This window comes from Bacillus sp. AFS012607, assembly GCF_002558005.1.
Classification (GTDB): Bacteria; Bacillota; Bacilli; order Bacillales; family Bacillaceae_G; genus Bacillus_A; species Bacillus_A thuringiensis_S.
This window is the reverse complement of the sequence record NZ_NTVM01000006.1, coordinates 523,959-545,649: the sequence shown is the minus strand read 5'-3', so window position 1 is coordinate 545,649 and position 21,691 is coordinate 523,959. Positions and strand designations below refer to the sequence as shown.

The window sequence follows — 21,691 nt, the reverse complement described above, 5'->3', positions numbered from 1 at the left end:
ACTTCCTTTTTTAAAGAATTACTTCATATATGAACGTTACGGAAATTCAAATTAACTTTATTCTATTGCATATACAATAGAATAGGTGCATATTTACATATCAATGAAAATATGCACCTTTCCTCAGTAATATCATCAGGCATTCGCTTCTATTACAAAGATTTCATAGTATTTACATCATACTATGGGTAACTCATAAAGATTTCTATGTCTCTACCAATTACTTTTTACATTATCCCCTTAAAAAGTAATGCTCTTAATATATTCATTATTCCCTACACTTGATATGCAGGTATTGGTCTACCCTTTTCGTTCATTGCATTGCATCTTTTATACTCTCTACTTTTCCGTTAATAAAATGGATTTCTCTTTTATTCCTTCAAATTCATTTAGTAGATACATAGCTATTTTTTCAACTGCAGGTGAATCCACTATTTCTTCATGTGATCCAGGGACTGAATACCTATTTACTCTACCTTTTAATAAAGGTCCCCAATCTGTAAACAACTCTTTTCCTTCCTCAGCACTAAAGTAGAGAACTTCTCCAGAGTATGGTATTAAATCATGCTCTGCCATTAGGTTCAGGCATTTCCTATGCGCATTGATAACTTGCTTCAAATTGATAAGATCTGCATCAGGCGTGAGTACTCCTTCCATAATTAATTGCTCCACAAGCATATCTTGTTTATGGACAAGGTCTCCTTCCTGCTCAGTAAGATCTCTAGGAATGAAATGCTCATATATATATGAGAGCATATCCTCACTTGTTTTATGATCCTGCTTTGAAGGTACTTTAGTATCCATGAGTACCAACAACTCAACTTCCTCACCTTGATTCTTTAATACAGTTGCGATTTCATAAGCAATCGCACCGCCTAAAGACCATCCTCCAATACGATATGGACCTTCTGGCTGAACACGTTTTATTTCTTCCATGTAAAGTTGAATTACTTCCGGCAAAGTTAACTCGTCAATTTCTTTCTTTTCTATAAGAGGATTCTGTAAACCATAAAATGAACAACGGCTCTTAAGCAATCTTGCTAGTTGAATGTAACAGAATACATTCCCCATAAACGGATGAACGCAGAAGAAAGGTCTTTTCTCTGATTCTTGTAGTGGAACTAGCGCTGCTACTGATTTCGTCATATCATGCTTATCACGAATAAGGCATGCGATTCCTTCCACTGTTGGATTCTTAATCAATGTAGACACCTTAATCTCTTTTCCAAACTTCTCCCTAATTTTTGAAACTAATTTAATTACAAGGAGAGAGTGTCCTCCTCTATTAAAGAAATCATCATTTACATAGACATCTTCTATCTGTAACACATCCTGCCAGATTTTAATCAACTGATATTCAATTTCATCCCTTGGAATGATTGGTGTAGAAAAGTTATTTTCTCTTAGAATAGTTAAATTGTTCAATGCCTTTCGATCAACTTTGCCATTCGTTGTAAGAGGAATCTCGTCTACCTTAATAAAGTGTGCGGGAACCATATAATTCGGTACTTGTGTCTTGAGATATTCACGCCAATCATGCATACTACCATCTCCAACTACATAAGCAACCAATCTCTGCTCTCCTAGCTTATCCTCTGTCACCAAAACTACTGCTTCTTTTACCAATGGATGCCTCTCTAGATTCGCTTCAATCTCTTCAAGTTCAATACGAAAGCCCCTAATTTTTACTTGATTATCAATTCTTCTCAAGTAATCTAAATTACCATCAGGTAAATAACGAACCAAATCTCCCGTACGATATAAACGCTCTTCTTCATTAAATGGATGACGGATGAATCTCTCTGCTGTTAATTCTGGGCGATTCAAGTATCCTCTCGCTATACCTGCACCACCAATATATAGCTCACCTGTTACACCAACTGGAACAGGTAACAAATTTTTATCCAATACATAAGTTTGAACGTTCGGCAACGGACGGCCAATTGTTACTCTCTTACTATCTTTTTTGATATGATAACACGTTGCATCAACCGTACATTCTGTAGGACCGTATACGTTATAAAAATCAATTTTTTCAGTCTCTACTAGCTGTTCCCATAATGACGGCATGATTGCTTCACCACCGACCAATATCTTGCTTGGTACATAAACATCAGCACTTATTTCTAGCAATCCTCCATCTATTAGTAACTGAAGTAATGAAGGTGTCATATCAAACATTTCCAATTTATTCTCCCTAATATAGGACACAAATTGTTCTGGATTAGTGCGAACTTCACTTGGAATAATATATAAACTTGAACCATAAAGCAGCATTTGTAATTGCTGAATAGATACATCAAAGGCAATTGATGCATTCAAACCGACGCGCATATTACTAGGTATCTCATGTGAGAAAACTTCTTTTTGTAAACCATATGATAGGTTTATTACAGAATGGTGCTGTACTAAAGCCCCCTTTGGATTCCCTGTCGAACCAGAAGTGTAGATAACATACGCTAAGTTTTCCCCTGTCATCTCACATGTTGGTGAAAGTTTGCTTTCTCGAGAAATCATGGCTTGATCCCTATCTAGGCAAACTACCTTGATGTCTTTAGGTATCCAGCCTAGTAATACTTCATTTGTAACTAACACTTTAATTCCTGTATCTTCTAAAATATATCGTAGGCGGCTTTCCGGATTCGATGGATCCAATGGAACATAGGCTGCTCCGGCCTTCCAAATTCCCATTAGACCAACAACCATCTCAACTGATCGATCAAAGCAAAGGCCAACTAATGACTCTGTCCCAATTCCACATTTCTGTAAATGATGGGCTAATTGATTAGCTCTTTCATTCAGCTCTCGATATGTTAGTTGCTGTTTTTCATCTACCACTGCCAACGCGTCAGGCGTACGATTTACTTGCTCTTCGAATAGTTGATGGATTGCATTCTCACGTGGATAGGATATAGTATTATTATTCCATTCTTCCAATAGCTTTCTTTGTTCAGCTTCCGTAATATATACTAGCTCCGATAGATTTTGATCAATGTTTTTGAGCATTTGCATTAACACTTTGTGTAAATGACCCAGCATTCGTTCAATGGTTACTCTATTAAACTTACTACGGTCATACATTAACTTTAACGATAACTGGATTCCTGGAACTACAGCTAACCCTAATGGGTAGTGGGTTTGTTCTACCCCTTCCAATTCACCAATTTCCAGATTTTCTGAAGACTCCTCTTTCACTGGATAATTTTCAAACACATATAAACTATTGAACAGCGGTATTCCTCTAGGAACTTCACTCCACGCCTGAATCTCTGTCAAAGAAGCATACTCATATTGTCTTCTTTCTATCTCTTCCTCTTGTATCTTCTGCAACCAATCTATTAATTTTATATCATCCATCAATTGAATTCGCGTCGGTGACGTTGTAATGAAAGGACCTACGATGTTTTCAACATCAATAATCTCCGTAGAACGCCCTGAGCTTGTTACACCAAAAACAATGTCATTTTCTCCACTATATCGGCTCATGAGATATGCCCATGCACCTTGAATTACTGTACTCAAAGTAAGTTTATTGCGTTTCGCCCATCCTTGTAACGCTTGAGTCTGCTCTTCTGATAAATACGTAACCTTCTCTGTGTAACCTTTTTCTTCCTCTTTACTTTCTAAGCCCAGTAAAGTTGGTGCAGTAAAACCTTTTAGCTTCTCTCTCCAGAATTGTTCCGCCTGCTCCTTATCTTGTTCTCTGAGCCATTGGATATATTTCTTATATGGTGAGGACTTAGGTAACTTCACAGCTTCTCCATTCATTCTCTTTTGATAGACTGTAAGTAATTCATTAAATACTAATGGTAAACTCCATCCATCCAGTAAAATATGGTGATGGGTCCAAACAATCCGATATTCTTCCTCACCTTCTTGAATGACTGTTACCCGCATCAATGGTGCTTCATCAAATTGGAAGGCTTGTTTTCGATCTAATTCCAAAAAGACTTTTCTTTTTTCCTCTATCTCTTCACTCGTCATTGTACGCCAGTCTTCTTTGTTCACTTTAAATGGGATATTTTCATACACCACTTGTACAGGTTCTTCAATTTCGTCCCATACAAATGCTGTACGAAAAATTTCATGCCGCTGAATTACAGATTTCCACGCCTGCTCAAATGTAGGAATATTCATTTTCCCTCGAATCATAAAACTCAATTGCACTATATACGGTGCAACATGTTCATCCCCTTGGTCATGCAATGTGTGGAAAATCATACCTTCTTGCAAAGGTGATAGTGGATATAAATCAGTAATCTGATTGTTCTTTCCGCGATGCATTTTGTTTAGTACATTTGTCAAACCTTCTTGGCTAAGATTAGCCATTGCAAAATCCGAAATGGTCAGTGCAGATTCTCTATCTGAAAATTGGATCAATGTACTCAGTTGATATAGCATATTCTGTGCAATACTTTGAATCGTTGATTTGGCAAATTGTCCAACATTGTATACCCAAGTGAATTGAAGTTTTCCATCCGTTACAACCCCAATTACATCAATTACATGCGATCGCTTGGAACCGGCAGCATGATCTAAACGCTTAAATTCGTTCTCTGGAATAAACATTGCATCGCTAGAAAACAATTGGTCAAATTGTCCAAGATAGTTAAAACTAATAGACGGTGTATATTGGAAGCTTAATTGCTCACACATTGTTGCGTTCATGTAACACAACACCCCATAATCAACACCCTTATTAGGAATTTTGCGAACTTGTTCTTTAACTGCTTTTAATGCTGCAATTGGCGTATTAGCATTAGTAATATTTAAATGAACTGGGTAAATACTTGTAAACCATCCCACGGTTCTCGATAAATCAACATCTTCAATAATCTCTTCTCGACCATGTCCCTCTAAATCTACGCTTAATATCGGCTGCCCCGTACATGCTGCTGTAGCTTGTACCAATGCTGCTAATAATACTTCATTGATTTGGACACGGTGAGTGCTTAAAGTCTCTTGCAATAACATACGGGTCTCATTCTCGTTTAACACCACAGTAATTTCCTCAGTTACTGCCCTTACTGGATTACTTATAGTACCATCTACTGGCAGTATAACTACGTCTTGTTCAGCCTGCTGCTCCCAGTAATGTAGCACTTCTTTTGATATTCCAGTTTCAGCATAATGTTGTAATTTCTCCGACCATTCTTTAAAAGATGTACTCTTCATAGGTAATTGAATTTTTTGTCCTTGGACTGCTTGCGTATACGCTGTTTGCAAATCTTCCAATAAAATTCGCCAAGAAACACCATCCACGGCTAAGTGATGAATTGTCCAAAATAATCGGCCAGTCTTCTCATCTTCATCAAAATACACCATTCTCATTAAAGGACCATCATGTAAATTCAATCTTTCTTGTGCAACATTAATCTCTTTTTGAATAACTTCATGCCAATCCGCTTCCGGCACTTCGTCTAATGAAATGACAGTCAGCATCAATTGTTCTTTAATTCCTTCATTCCACTGTTCCCAAGTCCCATTAGGTAAACGTTCATATCTTAAACGCAGGGCATCATGATGAAGTAGAAGGCTACGCGCTGCCTTTTCCAGTGATCCTATGTCCAATTTTTCTTTCGTTCTAAAGAACATGGATTGATTCCAATGATGTGGATTAGGATGATTTTGTGCAAAAAACCTTTGCTGAATAGGTGTAAGTATCGTCTCTCCAGTTATAATTCCTTGTTCAGCTTGTACACCTTGTTCTTCTTTGACTACTTGCGCCAACTCAGCAATCGTTTGGTGTTCAAATAGTTGTTTTGGTGTCAACTGTAAACCAGCTTGCTTTGCACGAGAGACAATCTGAATGCTAAGAATTGAATCTCCACCAATTTCAAAAAAGTTATCATAAATACCAATACGTTTTGAACCTAGCACACGTTCCCAAATGATAGAAAGCTTATGTTCACGTTCATTTCTTGGGGCCGCGTAGCCTTCTTGTGTTCCTTGATAATCTGGTATAGGTAACGATTTCCGATCAACCTTTCCATTTATGGTTAGCGGTAATTCTTTCATTTCGACAAAGTAGGAAGGTATCATATGGATTGGCAGTTTTGTTTTAAGATACTCTCGCCATTCTTCTAAACTACCTTCGCCCACTACATAAGCTACTAATCTCTTATCTCCCGACTGATTTTCCCTAACTATTACAACTACCTCTTTTACCAAGTCATGCTCTTGTAAAGTCGACTCAATCTCCCCAAGTTCGATTCGAAATCCTCTAATCTTCACTTGATTATCCATTCTTCCTAAGTAGTCTATATTACCATCTGGAAGATATCTCACAAGATCGCCTGTTCTATATAACCTCTCGCCTTCTTTGAATGGATGAGAAATAAATCGGTCGGATGTTAACTCTGGACGATTCAAGTACCCCCTTGCTAGACCTGCTCCTCCGATATAAAGTTCCCCCATCACACCAACTGGAACTGGTAACCTATTTCTATCTAATACATAAGTTTGGACGTTAGGCAATGGACGCCCAATTGTTACTCTCTTACTATCTTTTTTGATATGATAGCATGTTGCATCAACCGTACATTCTGTAGGACCATATACATTATAAAACTGTATTTTATCAGTCTCTACTAGCTGTTCCCATAATGACGGCATAATTGCTTCACCACCAACCAGTACCTTACTTGGAACATGAATGCCATCGCACGTTTCTAACAATCCGACATCTATAAGTAATTGAAGCAATGAAGGTGTTATATCAAAGATTTCTAACTTGTTCTCCCTAATATAAGCTACAAACTGCTCCGGATCACTTCGTACTTCATTTGGAATAATATACAAACTTGAACCATAAAGCAGCATTTGTAATTGCTGGATAGATGCATCAAAGGCAATTGACGCATTTAAACCGACATGCATGTTAGATGGTATCTCATGTTCGAAAACCTCTTTTTGTAAACCATGTGACAAGTTTAGTACAGAATGATGCTGTATCAAGACACCCTTTGGATTCCCCGTTGATCCTGAAGTATAGATAACATACGCTAAGGTTTCTCCTGTTACTTCACATTTTGGTGAAAGAATGCTTTCTTGTGAAATCATTGCTTGATCCCTATCTAGACAAACTATCTTCATTTCTTTAGGTATCCAGTCTTCCAATGACTCGTTCGTAACTAATACTTGAATTCCAGTGTCCTCCAAAATATATCGTAGGCGACTTTCTGGATATGATGGGTCTAATGGAACATAGGCTGCTCCAGCCTTCCAAATCCCCATAATACTAACAACCATCTCAACTGAACGCTCAAAGCAAAGTCCAACCAATGATTCATTCCCAATTCCGCATTGCTGAAGATAGTGGGCCAATTGATTAGCTTTTTCATTCAGCTCTCGATACGTTAACTGCTGTTTTTCATCTACCACTGCTACCGCATCAGGTGTACGATTTACTTGCTCTTCAAACAGCTGATGAATCGTACTTTCCTGTAGATATGCTACAGCATCATTATTCCACTCTTCCAACTGTTTTTGCTGTAATCCTGATAATATAGGCAACTTAGCTAATGATTTATCAGGATTCTCCACGATTACATTCAACCAGTTCCCAAAATGTTCAGCCATGGATTCAATAGTTAAGCTGTCAAATAAATCAGTTCTATAAACAAAAGTAAGTAATAAACCCTCTTCCACTTCTGCAGCAGTTAAACTTAAATCAAACTTAGCGATAGGGGCATTACTTTCCATTACTTCTATATTTCTTCCATGTAGTTCTGGTAGCTTCTGTCCCGTATTTTGCAAAGTAAACATGGTTTGGAAAATCGGAGAATGGCTTGTATTTCGTTCAGGTTGGATAACCTCTACAATTTTCTCAAACGGAACATCTTGATACTCATACGCCTTCAATGCTTTTATCCGCACTTGAGACAACAACTCTTGAAATGCCGGTGCATTACTTAAATCAGCTCGATAAACCAATGTATTGACAAAGAAACCAATCAGTCCTTCAATTTCTCGATAATTTCGATTTGCAATTGGGCTACCAACAATAATATCCGTTTGTCCCGTATAACGAGCAAGGAAACTTTGATACGCTGCCAATAAGGTCATGAAAAGTGTGGCCCCTTCTTGACGACTTAGTTCGTTTAATTTATCCAGTAATGAGCGCGATAACAAAACATTATGAGTTAATCCATGGTGGGTTTGCACTGGCGGACGCGGACGATCCATTGGCAACATTAAGACTGGTAACTCACCGGATAATTCTTCCTTCCAATACGCAAGTTGTTGATATAGTAATTCATCTCTCAACCATTCTCTTTGCCACTGAGCAAAATCGGCATATTGAACTGGTAGTGGTTCCAGCTCTGCTTGTTTTTCACCAATCGCATTCTCATAAAATGCCATCCATTCTTGAAGTAAGATTTCCATCGACCATCCATCTGAGATAATATGATGCATATTACACAGAAGAATCCATTCTTCTTCTGAAATTCTTATGAGTTTCCCACGGAACAATGGCCCTTGTTCTAAATCAAATGGAGATTCGACTTCAGTTTGAATCCATTGCTCCAACTTTCTTTCTCGCTCCTCTAATGAAAGCTTAGTTAAGTCCATTTGCAGAAGCGGACGGAAAACGTACGGTTGAATCTGCTGGATAGGATGGCCATCCTCTTCATAAAATACAGTCCGCAAAGATTCATGACGCTCTATCAACTGATTCCATCCCAACTCCAATGCCTCAGGTAACCAATTCCCTGTAAGACGGCATGCCATTGGCATATTATAAAGTGCACTATTAGGTGCAAATTGATCAATAAACCATAAGCGCTGTTGGGCATAAGACAGTGGAATATTTCCCCCTCGTTCTATCGGCATCAATGGTGGAATTTCTCGTTTTTCGCTCCCCTTACGTAACTGATCTATTCGTTTCGATAATGCCTCGACCGTTGAATATTCGAACAGTTCACGTACTGGCAATTTGATTTGAAAGACCTCCTGTAAGCGTGAGACCACTTGTGTAGCAAGTAGAGAGTGACCACCGAGCTCAAAGAAAGAATCCTGAACATCAATGTCTCTTATTCCTAGCACTTGACTCCACACTGAAGCAATAAGTTCTTCCAGCGGAGTTCTTGGGTATACAGTATTTTCAGCGGATTGTTCACTAAGTATAGGCAATACCTTCAAATCAAGTTTTCCATTCGGTGTAAGTGGTAAAAATTCCATCTCAATAAAGTTTGTTGGAACCATGTAATTAGGTAAATGTGTTTGTAGATGTTCTCGCCATTCATGGACACTTCCTTCACCAACTACATAAGCTACTAATCTCTTATCACCTTGATTATCCTCTCGCACCAATACAACAGCTTCTTTCACAGAAGAATGCGCCTGCAAAACAGCTTCTATTTCTCCCAATTCAATCCGGAAACCACGAATTTTCACTTGGTCATCTATACGTCCATGGAACTGGAGATTACCATCAGAAAGATAACTTGCTTTGTCTCCTGTATAATAGAGACGTTCTCCTGACTTGAAAGGATGTGGAATAAATTTTTCCTTTGTAAGATCCGGACGATTAGCATATCCACGTGCAAGACTCTTCCCTCCAATATAGAGATCTCCAATTACACCAATTGGTACTAGCTGAAGATGAGAATCTAACACATAAACTTCTGTATTCGCAATCGGTCGACCAATCGATGGCGTACCTGTTGTCACTCCTACAGGTACATAACAATCTGTGGTAACAACGGTATTTTCCGATGGACCATACTGATTAATTACTGCAAAAGGAATATCGTTAGATGGATACTGTGTTAATTGATCCCCACCAGTAATGATAAAACGAAGATCCGTTTTATCTGGCCAAGATAATTTCAAGAGTCTTTCCAGAATAGGCGTAGGTGCAAAACTAGCTGTTATTCGTGAATCAATGAGCCAGTCCCTTAGTGCTTCTGGATTAATTCTCAGTTCCTCTGTTGACAAGTAGAGTGCTGCACCAGCAGTTAGATACGGCCAAATCTCCTGGACAGCCGAATCAAAAGCAACCCCTGCAATCTGAGTCGCACGATCCTCTGCTGAAATACGATAAACTTCTTGATGCCAAGAAACCATATTCATTAATGAGCGATATTCAACCATAACACCCTTCGGTTTTCCTGTAGAACCAGAGGTATAGACAATATAGGCTAAGTTCTCTGGATTTATTTGACGTGTAGGTGCAATTACGCTTTCCACCGTTAATTCTTCTAACCTCACCATTTCGACGTGTGCGAAATGTCCTTCTTGTCCTTCCGCCGTTACTACAAATTGAATTCCTGCATCTTCAATCATGTATTCTAACCTTGATTTTGGATACAACGGGTCTAAAACAACATAAGCTCCACCAGCTTTTAAAATGCCTAGTAAACTTGCCATTAGCTCTGCTGACCTCGGAAGATAAACTCCCACCACTGACTCTGGGGCTACTCCCTTTCGCTGTAAAACATTTGCCAACTGATTTGCTTGTATATCCAGTTCACCATAAGTCCACTGTTTTGTTTGATCAACTATCGCAATCGCATCAGGCCGCATTGCTACTTGCTCCTCAAATCTGTCGCAAATAAGACCCTGATGGGACATTTCCATTACAGTGTCATTCCATGTTTCTAATAACAAATTACGCTCGGGTTCCGATAGCATGCTCAGGTCATGCAACGGATTTTGTGGGCGATGAGAAACTTCATATAGCCATTTCTCAAAGTGTCCTGCCATCCGTTCAATAGTAGTAGCATTGAATAAATCCTTATTGTATTCAAAAGTAAAAAGTAATCCCTCTTCTGTCTCAACTGCCATCACACTTAAATCAAACTTTGCAATTGGACTATGGCTTTCTATCATTTCAATACTTCTACTAGATAACACCGGAAACTCTTGTTTCATATTTTGCAAGATGAACATAGTCTGGAAGATTGGCGAATGACTTGTACTTCGCTCCGGTTGCACAACTTCTACAATTTTTTCAAATGGGATATCTTGATATTCATACGCCTTCAATGCCTTTTGACGAACCTGATACAGTACATCTTGAAATGTCGGTCCACCACTCAAATTAGTTCGATAAACCAGCGTGTTAACGAAGAAACCAATTAGTCCTTCAATTTCTCTATAATTCCGATTCGCAATTGGGCTTCCGACCAAAATATCTTCTTGTCCCGTATAACGAGATAGAAAACTTTGATATGCAGCCAACAGCGTCATGAAGAGTGTAGCCCCTTCTTTTCGGCTAAGTTCATTCAATTTATCATGTAGCGTGCTTGGCAAAACTAGAGTGTATGTCGACCCGTGATGAGTTTGTATTGCAGGACGCGGGCGATCCATAGGAAGTTGGAGTACAGGAAGCTCCCCAGACAATTCTTCCCTCCAATATTGAAGTTGTTGATCAAGCACTTCCTCCTTCAGCCATCCTTTTTGCCACTGAGCAAAGTCGGCATATTGAACCGGTAATGGTTCAAGTTCCGCCACCTTTCCATCCGTTGCTTTCTCATAAAATTCCATCCATTCTTCAAGTAGGATTCCCATTGACCATCCATCTGAAATGATATGATGTAAAGTACAAAGGAGTATCCATTCTTCCTCTCCCACGTGCAAAATACTCGTCCTGATTAATGGACCCTCTGTTAAATCAAATGGCACTTCTGTTTCTTGTTGAATGAAACGTTTAACCTCTTCTTCTCGGTCTTCAGAAGAAAGCATAGTTAAATCCGTTTTCGGAATTGATTGAAAAGCATACGGTTTAATTTGCTGTACGGGTTGACCATTCACTTCTTGAAAGACCGTCCGCAGTGATTCATGACGTTCTATTAGTTGATTCCATCCCGTTTCCAATGCTTCAAGTAGCCAATTCCCTGTAAGACGGCATACCATTGGCATATTGTAAAGGGCACTATTAGGTGTAAATTGATCAATAAACCATAAACGTTGTTGGGCATAAGATAGTGGAATAGCTTCTCCTCGCTCCATCTGTATTAGTGGCGGAATCTCTCGTTTTTTATCTCCTTTACGTAGCTGTTCTAATCGCTTTGCCAGTGACTCCACCGTTGTATATTCAAATAGTTCACGTACTGGTAATTCGATTTGAAAAATTTCCTGTAAACGTGACACTACTTGAGTAGCTAGTAGTGAATGACCACCGATTTCAAAAAAGGAATCCTGCACACTAATATTTTTTATTCCTAACACTTGGCTCCAAACGGAAACAATGAGCTCCTCCACTGGTGTTCGTGATGAAGTAATATCTTCACTTATGAACTGTTCTTCTAATTCCAATAATGCTTTCCGATTCACTTTACCATTTGGAGTGAGTGGCATACCTTCAATTTGGAAAAAGTATGCCGGAACCATATAATGTGGTAATTGCTTCTTGAGATATTCACGCCACTCTCCAGTATCCCCTTCACCCACTACATAAGCTACTAACTGCTTATCTCCTGGTCGATCTTCCTTCACCAACACGACTGCCTCTTTTACAGATGAGTGATCATGTAAAGCTGCTTCAATTTCTCCCAATTCAATTCGGAATCCTCTAATTTTAACTTGGTTATCTATTCTTCCAATATATTCTAAGTTACGATCATTCATATATCTCACCAAGTCACCCGTTCGATATAATCGTTCCCCGTCCTTAAAAGGATGCGGAATAAAACGTTCAGTAGTTAAATCCGGTCGATTGAAGTAGCCACGTGCCAATCCTACTCCTCCAAGGTAAAGTTCCCCTGCCACACCAATCGGGACCACTTGTTGATATTGATCTAACACATACAACTCTGTATTATCAATCGGACGACCAATCGGAATAAGCATTGCCTCTTTTTCTAAATCACAATCGTAATAAGTCACATCCACAGTCGCTTCAGTAGGACCATACAAGTTAATTAACTTTGTTTGCTGAACATTGTAAAAGATCCCCTTAAACCGGCGAACCTGCTCAGTGTTTAACGCTTCTCCACTAGTAAAAACTTGAATTAAAGACGATACATCCCTTTTCGAATTATATAGTTCCATATAATCTAAAAAAGTAGATAACATCGACGGAACAAAGTGCATGGTGGACACACGATATCGTTCAATATACTCATCAATCACCGCAGGATTTTTCTCTCCTCCTGGTGGAAGTAAACAAACACGTGCTCCTACAAATGACCACCAAAATAATTCCCAGACAGAAACATCAAATGAAAACGGTGTCTTTTGTAGGATTGTATCCTCCTCGGACAATGGGTATTTTTTCTGCATCCACTGTAGACGGTTGATAACGGAATGATGTTCAATCATTACCCCCTTTGGATTTCCCGTCGAACCCGAAGTGTATATAATATAGGCTAAGTTATTTGCTGTTACTCCACTCACCGGAGCTAAATTACTCTCTTTAGAAATCATTACTTGATCCCGGTCTAAACAAATTGCTCGAATATCTTTAGGTAACCAGTCCTGTAGTGCCTCTTTTGTTAACAGCACTTGAATTTGTGAATTCTCCAAAATGTATCTCAGGCGGTTTTCGGGATAACTTGGGTCCAGTGGGACATAAGCCCCACCTGCTTTCAAAATCCCAAAGAGACCAATAATCATATCAGGAGAACGTTCAATACATATACCGACTAATGATTCAGGTCCGATACCTCGTTTTTGTAGAAAATGTGCCAATTGATTCGATTTTTCATTCAGTTCTTGATACGTTAGCTTTCCACCCTCATAAACTACCGCCACTGCATTAGGTGTCCGTGCAACTTGCTGCTCAAATAGCTCATGAATCATACAATCATGACCATAAACTACGTCCGTATCATTCCATTCTTCTAGGAGTTGTTTTTGCTCAGTATCCGATAACATTGACAGCTTTGTATATGATTCATCTGGATGATACGTGATTTCATTTAGCCAGTTCTCAAAATGTCCTGCCATACGTGCAATGGTACTACTATCAAATAAATCCGTGTTGTATTCAAATGAGACGAATAGACCTTCTTCCACTTCATAGGCAGTTAAGCTCAAATCAAATTTAGCAATAGACATATTACTTTCTACCATTTCAATACTTCTATCAGGCAAATCTAGTCGTTCTTGTTTTATATTTTGTAGCGTAAACATGGTCTGAAATATAGGGGAATGACTCGTGCTTCGTTCAGGTTGCACAGCTTCTACCACTTTTTCAAATGGTATATCTTGATATTCGTAAGCTTTTAACGCCTTTTTCTTTGTTTGGTTCAAAATCTCTCGAAAAGTAGGGATGCCACTCAAATCTGATCGGTAAACCAACGTATTAACAAAGAAACCAATTAATCCTTCTACTCCCTTATGGTTCCGATTTGCAATCGGACTACCAACTAGAATATCTTTTTGTCCCGTATAACGAGCAAGAAAGCTCTGGTATGCGGCCATTAAAGTCATAAATAAAGTAGATCCTTCTTGTCGACTTATATCCTTCAATTGACTAAGCAATTTATAAGGAAAAATTACGTGATGCGTAGCCCCAGAGTAAGTCTGCTTAACCGGTCGAGGTCGATCCACTGGCAGTTGTAAAATAGGAAGCTCACCAGATAATTCTTCTTGCCAATACGTAAGCTGACGATTTAGCACATCACCTTGCAACCACTCCTTTTGCCACTTCGCAAAGTCTGCATATTGAATGGATAATGAACTTAATTTAGCAGGATTTCCGCCCGTTTCTTCTTCATAGAAAGCAAGTAATTCATTCATGAATATATCAATGGACCAAGCATCAGAAATAATATGATGCATCGTACACAGTAATAACCATTCATCCTTCTCTAATTGAACAAGCTGATTACGAACTAAAGGACCATTCATTAAATTAAATGGTTCTTGCGCTTCTCTCGCAATTAAACTATCTACCTCTTTTTCTTTTACTTCTAGAGGAAGTTGAGAGTAATCTCTTACAGGTAATGCTCTAGGAAGGAATTCGACAATTTGTTGCACAGGTTGTTCTCCTACTTCTTTAAAAACAGTTCGTAATGATTCATGGCGTTCAATGAGTCGATTGAATCCCTTTTCTAATGCTTCAGGTATCCAATTTCCTTTTAGATGCCATACCGTTGGAATATTATATAAAGAACTATTTGGATTAAATCTGTCCATAAACCACAAACGTTGTTGTGCATAAGACAACGGGAGTGCTTCTTTATTCTCCTTTTTTTGCATTTGCTTCTGAAGCCATGCTCTCTTCTCAGGAGAAAGTGAACTCAGCTTTGCAAGTAAATCACTTCTCATTTTTTTACCCCTTCCTCAATCAAATTACTCTCGAATATCCCTTGTGCTTCTTCCTCTGATAGCTCTTCTAATTGCTTAAGTAGTTCCAGTAATTCTTCATCATTACTCACTTCTGCTTCTTTTTGAATATAGTCTTGAAGACTTACATTCTCCTTACTACCCTTCTGCATTTCTTGATTTTTGTTATCGAGCAATTGATCAATCTGTTCTGCCAATTGCTCCACCGTATGAAACATAAATAAATCATGCAATGGTATGTCGATTCCAAAAGTCTCTTTAAGATTAGAAACAGCTTGCGTAGCAAGTAATGAATGGCCACCAATTTCAAAAAACGAATCCTGAATTCCGATGTTTTCCATACCTAAAACTTCATGCCATATCGAAACGATTGTTTTTTCCGTAGACGTACGAGGAGCAATATAACCACTTGCTATCTCCTGTTTCTCTGGTGCTGGTAAAGCCTTCCTATCAATTTTCCCATTAGGAGTGAGTGGAAATGCATTTAATCCAACAAAATAGGCTGGGATCATATAATTTGGTAGTTGATCCTTGAGATAATCACGCCACTTTTGAGCATCTCCGTCTCCTACAACATAGGCAATCAAACGTGGGTCGCCAGGATAATCTTCCCGCACCATCACAATAGCTTCGTTAACTAGTGTATGCCTTTGTAATATCGCTTCAATTTCTCCTAGTTCAATCCGGAACCCACGAATTTTCACCTGATGATCGATTCGCCCAACATACTCCAAATTTCCATCCGGCAAATACCTTACTAAATCTCCAGTCCGGTATATTCGCTCTCCTTCTTTAAACGGATGCGGTATAAAACGATTTTTCGTTAAGTCAGGGCGCTTTAAATATCCACGTGCTAATCCTGATCCACCAATGTACAACTCACCAACTACACCAATTGGAACCATTTTTTGTTCAGCACTTAGTACATATACTTCTGTATTGAATATTGGTTTACCAATCGGTGGGACCCTATGCATGACACCCTTTTCTAATTCCATATACGTGGAATACGTAGTATCTTCGGACGGTCCATATAGGTTGTACACCTTTTCAATCGTATTTCTCTCGTATAAATCTTGAACAAGCGAATATGGCAATGGTTCTCCAGCCAAATTCATCACCTTTACCGAAGAAGGTATTGTTTTTGCTCGAACCAGTTCCTTTGCTGCCGATGGCACAGTATTAACCAAAGTCACACCTTTGGAAGACAACTTCTCTAGATGTAGAGCATTTTCAGTGACAATCACCTTACCACCCATCGTTAAGGGAACAAATACTTCAAAAACGGATAAATCAAAAGATAGCGAAGTTGAAGCTAACACTCCCGCTAATTCCTTTCGGGAATACGTGTGGTGCGCCCAATGAATCATTGTTACTGTATTCCTGTGCTCAATCATTACTCCCTTTGGATTTCCAGTGGAACCTGAAGTATAGATAATATAGGCTAAGTTATCGCCCGTCACTTCACTCGTACATACCGTAGTTACTTCTTGTTCTATTTCTGCTCGATTACGATCAATACAAATCACGTTGACGAATTTAGGTATAACCATTTTTTGTTGTAACTTTTCCTGCGTCACCAGTACCTTTATTTGAGCATCTTCTAAAATGTACTGCAGTCGACTTTCCGGATACGCTGGATCAATTGGGACATATGCTCCTCCCGCCTTCATAATTCCTAAAAGACCGACAATCATCTCGGATGAACGTGTAACGCAAACCCCAACTAATGATTCGCATGTTACACCATTTTTTTGTAAATAATGTGCCAACTGATTCGAGCGTTCGTCCAACTCTCGATATGTTAGTTCTTCATCTTCGCACACTACTGCCATTGCTTCTGGTGTTTTTTTCACCTGTTCTTCAAACATTGTATGAATCGTACTTTCTTCCATATCTATAACACGCGATTTATTCCATTCCTCTAGTAGTTGCTTATATTCTACTTTCGATAACATATTCAGTTCTGATAGTACACATTTTGGATGAGAGACAATTTGATTTAACCAATGTTTAAAATGACTTGCCATACGTTCAATGGTTGTATCATTAAACAAATCAGTATTATATTCAAAGGTTAGTGATAATCCTTCTTCCGTCTCAGAAGCAAATAAACTCAAATCAAATTTGGCAACAGAAGCATGGCTTTCCATGAGTTCCATTTGTCTTTCAGATAGCTGAAGAAACTCTTGTTTCGTATTCTGTAAAGTAAACATAGTTTGGAATATTGGTGAATGACTTGTATTCCGTTCAGGTTTTACGGATTCTACCACTTTCTCAAATGGGATGTCCTGATACTCGTATGCTTTTAGCGCTTTTTTTCTTACCTGCGACAAAAGTTCTTGGAACGTCGGATTTTCACTGAAATCAGCTCGATAAACCAACGTGTTTGCAAAGAATCCTATTAATCCCTCAATCTCTTTCACATTTCGATTAGCGATTGGGCTTCCAACTATAATGTCGTCCTGTCCTGTATAACGAGAAAGGAAGCTTTGATACGCTGCCATCAATGTCATAAATAAAGTGCATCCTTCTTGCAGACTTAAATCTTTGAGCTTTTCCTGTAGGGAATTCGCCACTATTAAGGACTGACTTGCACCACGATGGGTTTGAACTGCAGGTCGAGGACGATCCATCGGTAATTGTAAAACCGGTAGTTCCCCAGATAATTCTTCCTTCCAATATTGAAGGTGCTGATTCAAATTCTCCTCTTTTTGCCATTCCTTCTGCCACATGACAAAATCTGCATATTGGATAGATAACTCCTTCAATTCCACTGGTTTTCCGGTTAGTGCTCCTTCATAAAAAGCCATCCATTCTTCAAGTAAGATTCCCATTGACCATCCATCTGAAATAATATGATGCATCGTACAAATGAGAACCCATTCTTCCCTGTCCACTTTCAATATTCGTGTTCGAATCAGAGGACCTTGTCCCAAATGAAATGGTTCCTCCGCCTCGTTTTGAATAAGGCGTTTCATTTCTCTTTCCCTATCTTCCAAAGAAAGATCTGTTAGATTCGTTTGAGGAATATGTCTGAACACATGAGATTGAACCTGTTGAAAAGGTTCATCCTCTTGTTCTAGAATTGTCGTCCTTAATGATTCATGACGCTCCAACAATTGATTCCATCCGACCTCCAATGCTTCAATTGACCATTTACCTGTTAAGCGACACGCTGCATGAATATTGTACATCGCACTATTTGGCATTAATTGATCAATAAACCATAGACGTTTCTGCGCATAGGAAAGTGGGATAACTTCTTCTCGTTTCATAGGTACAAGAGGAGCAACCTCTCGTTCTTTATCTTCTTTTCGTAACTGATCCACTCGTTTCGCCAATGCTTCCACTGTATCGTGCTTGAAAAGTTCACGTAATGGAATTTTAATTTGGAACAGTTCTTGTAACCGAGAGACGATTTGAGTAGCAAGTAGTGAGTGCCCACCACGTTCAAAGAAGGAATCCTGAATACTAATATTTTCTATCCCTAACACTTGACCCCAAACCGAGGCAATAAGCTCTTCTGATGGCGTCCGAGGTAGAACATTTAAATCTCCAATAGCTTGCTCATCAGGTATTGGCAAGGCCTTTCGGTCAATTTTCCCATTCGGAGTAAGCGGGAAGTGTTCTAACTCTACAAAGTGCGCTGGAATCATATGATTCGGTAATTGTTTTTGTAAATACTCTCTCCACTCCTCGGTATTTTCATCGCTTATTACATATGCAACCAATCGTTGATCACCTGGACGATCTTCTCTAACTAATACGACAGCCTCTTTAATAAACGAATATTTTTCTAAAGTGGCTTCAATTTCTCCTAATTCAATCCTAAAACCACGCATTTTGACTTGATGGTCCATTCTACCTATAAATTCTATATTTCCATCAGTTAGATATCTTACTGAATCTCCTGTTCGATATAGTCGTTCCCCCAATTGGAATGGATGCGAAACGAATTTTTCAGCAGTAAGATTCGGACGATTTAAGTATCCACGTGCTAAACCAGCACCACCAATATATAACTCACCCTCAATTCCTATTGATTGCAAGCGTTGATTTTGGTCTAATACATATAATTGCGTGTTCTGTATTGGCTGTCCAATAGAAACAAATTCTTGATTAGGCTGAATATCAAATGCATTCACATAAATAGTGGCTTCAGTTGGTCCATAAAAGTTGGTTAATTTCACTTGTCCACTATAATTCCATTTCTGTTGAAATCGTCTAACTAACCCTGAACTTAGTTCTTCTCCACCAGAAAATACATGGCGTACGGACGAACAATTCATGTTCAATTCAATACGATTGAAGTGATCTAAGAAAACAGATAACATTGAAGGTACAAATTGAACTATAGTAACCTGATGTTGTTTAATCACTTCAGCTATAATAGAAGGATCTTTTTCTCCACCTGGAGGTAAGAAAGATACACTGGCACCAACGTGAATGCCCCAAAACAATTCCCAAACAGAGACATCAAATGAGAATGGCGTTTTCTGCAAGACCACATCCTTTTCAGAAAGCGGATATTTATGTTGCATCCATTCTAGATAATTAATTACTGAATGATGCTCAATCATTACTCCCTTTGGATTCCCTGTAGATCCTGAAGTATACATAACATACGCTAAATTTTCTCCTGTTACACCACTTATACATGGGGTTGATTCTTCTTTTTCAATTGCAGTGTAATCTTTATTCATACAAATCGTTTCTATATTTTCAGATAAAAACAAATTTTTAGAATTCTCTTCCGTCACTAGTACTTCGATTCCAGCATCCTCTAATATATATCGAAGCCGACTCTCTGGATAAGTAGGGTCAAGTGGAACATACGCTGCTCCTGATTTTAGAATACCTAATAACGCTATCATCATTTGTAATGAACGTTCCATATATACTCCAACTAGAGACTCTGGGCCTACACCATGCTTTTGTAAATAATGAGCTAGCTGATTTGCACGCTTCTCCAACTCTTTATAGGTAATTTGTTCATTTTCGTAACTAGCCGCGATTGCTTCCGGTGTTTTTTTAACTTGCTCCTCAAACATCGTATGAATCATGCCTTCAGCCGAATAATTAACTTGAGTATGATTCCATTCCTCTAGTAACTGTATCTGTTCTTCTTCTGTTAAATGAGTAATTTCAAATAGTTTTGAATCTAGGCTCTTCGTCATCTGAATTAATATTTGCAATAAGTGATTCTGAATCAGATTTATTGTTTCTTCATTAAAATAGCTTCGATCATACATCAACTTTAAAGTAATTTTCTTACCGGGCATTACAATGAGTGTTAAAGGATAATTTGTTTGTTCCGTGCTTGTAACATCTAGTAATCTTAAATCATCATTTCTCTCACCTTGAATTGGATAATTTTCAAACACATACAAGGTATGAAATAAGGAGCTATTTCGCGGAACCTCACTCCAGCCTTGAATATCTATCAACGAATTATACTCATACTGTCTTCGTTCCATTTCTTTCATTTGTATTTTACGAAGCCAATCTACTACTGATGTATTATCCGTTAATCGAATTCTGGTAGGTAATGTGTTAATAAATAGCCCCACCATATTCTCTGCTCCCATTAAATCAGTAGGACGCCCAGCGCTAGTTACGCCAAATACGACGTCACTGTCACCGCTATACCTACTCATCAAATAAGCCCATGCACCTTGTACTAACGTATTCAACGTTAATCGACTATTTCGTACCCACTCTTGTAAACTCTCAGTAAGTTCCTCAGATACTTGATAAGCACATTCTCCATAACCCTTCTCTTGTCCTTGTTCCTTTCTTTCCATTGCTAATGGAGTAGGTGCATAGAACCCTTTTAATTCTTCTTTCCAAAATTCCTCTGCTTGACTTTGATCTTGTTTATTTATCCATTGAATATATTTTTTATAAGGAAGAGGTTTAGGAAGATTCAACAATTCTCCCTTTATCATCTTGAGATAAACTTCCATCGCTTCACTAAAGACCAATGACACACTCCATCCATCTAGCAAAATATGATGATGTGTCCAAATAATTCTCGTTTCCTCTTTTGCCTCTTTAATCGCAGTGACTCTCATCAATGGTGCTTCATCCAATAAAAATCCTTTTCTACGATCTACATTCAAAAACTGTTGTAATTTCTTCGCCCTTTCATCATGTGGATAGGTGCTCCAATCCTCTTGATGAATAGTAAAAGGAAGACGTTGGTAAACCGCTTGTAGTGGTTTTTCTACTTCCTCCCACACAAATACTGAACGTAAAACCTCATGTCGATGAATAACATATTCCCAGGCCTTTTCAAAAGTAGCAATATCCAATTGCCCCCCGAGCAAGAAGCCTACTTGTACAATATAGGAAAATGAATGTTCATCATCTTGATCGTATAAAGTATGAAACAGTATTCCTTTTTGCAAAGGTGATAAACCACATATATCAATAACGTCTCCCATTT

2 protein-coding genes are annotated in these 21,691 nt (G+C 38.6%); both read right to left on the bottom strand.

Features of this window, described 5'->3' with window-relative positions; translation table 11 throughout:
- Window positions 1-339: 339 nt before the first annotated feature.
- Window positions 340-15,222, bottom strand: a complete 14,883-nt coding sequence (locus CN409_RS07375; RefSeq protein WP_141527691.1) for a non-ribosomal peptide synthetase — start codon at window positions 15,220-15,222, stop codon at window positions 340-342.
- Window positions 15,219-21,689 carry a non-ribosomal peptide synthetase gene (locus tag CN409_RS07365; RefSeq protein ID WP_098217785.1) on the bottom strand — a complete coding sequence of 2,157 codons (6,471 nt, stop codon included), beginning with the start codon at window positions 21,687-21,689 and terminating at the stop codon, window positions 15,219-15,221. The genes CN409_RS07375 and CN409_RS07365 overlap by 4 nt, the downstream gene beginning before the upstream one ends.
- Window positions 21,690-21,691 lie beyond the last annotated feature (2 nt).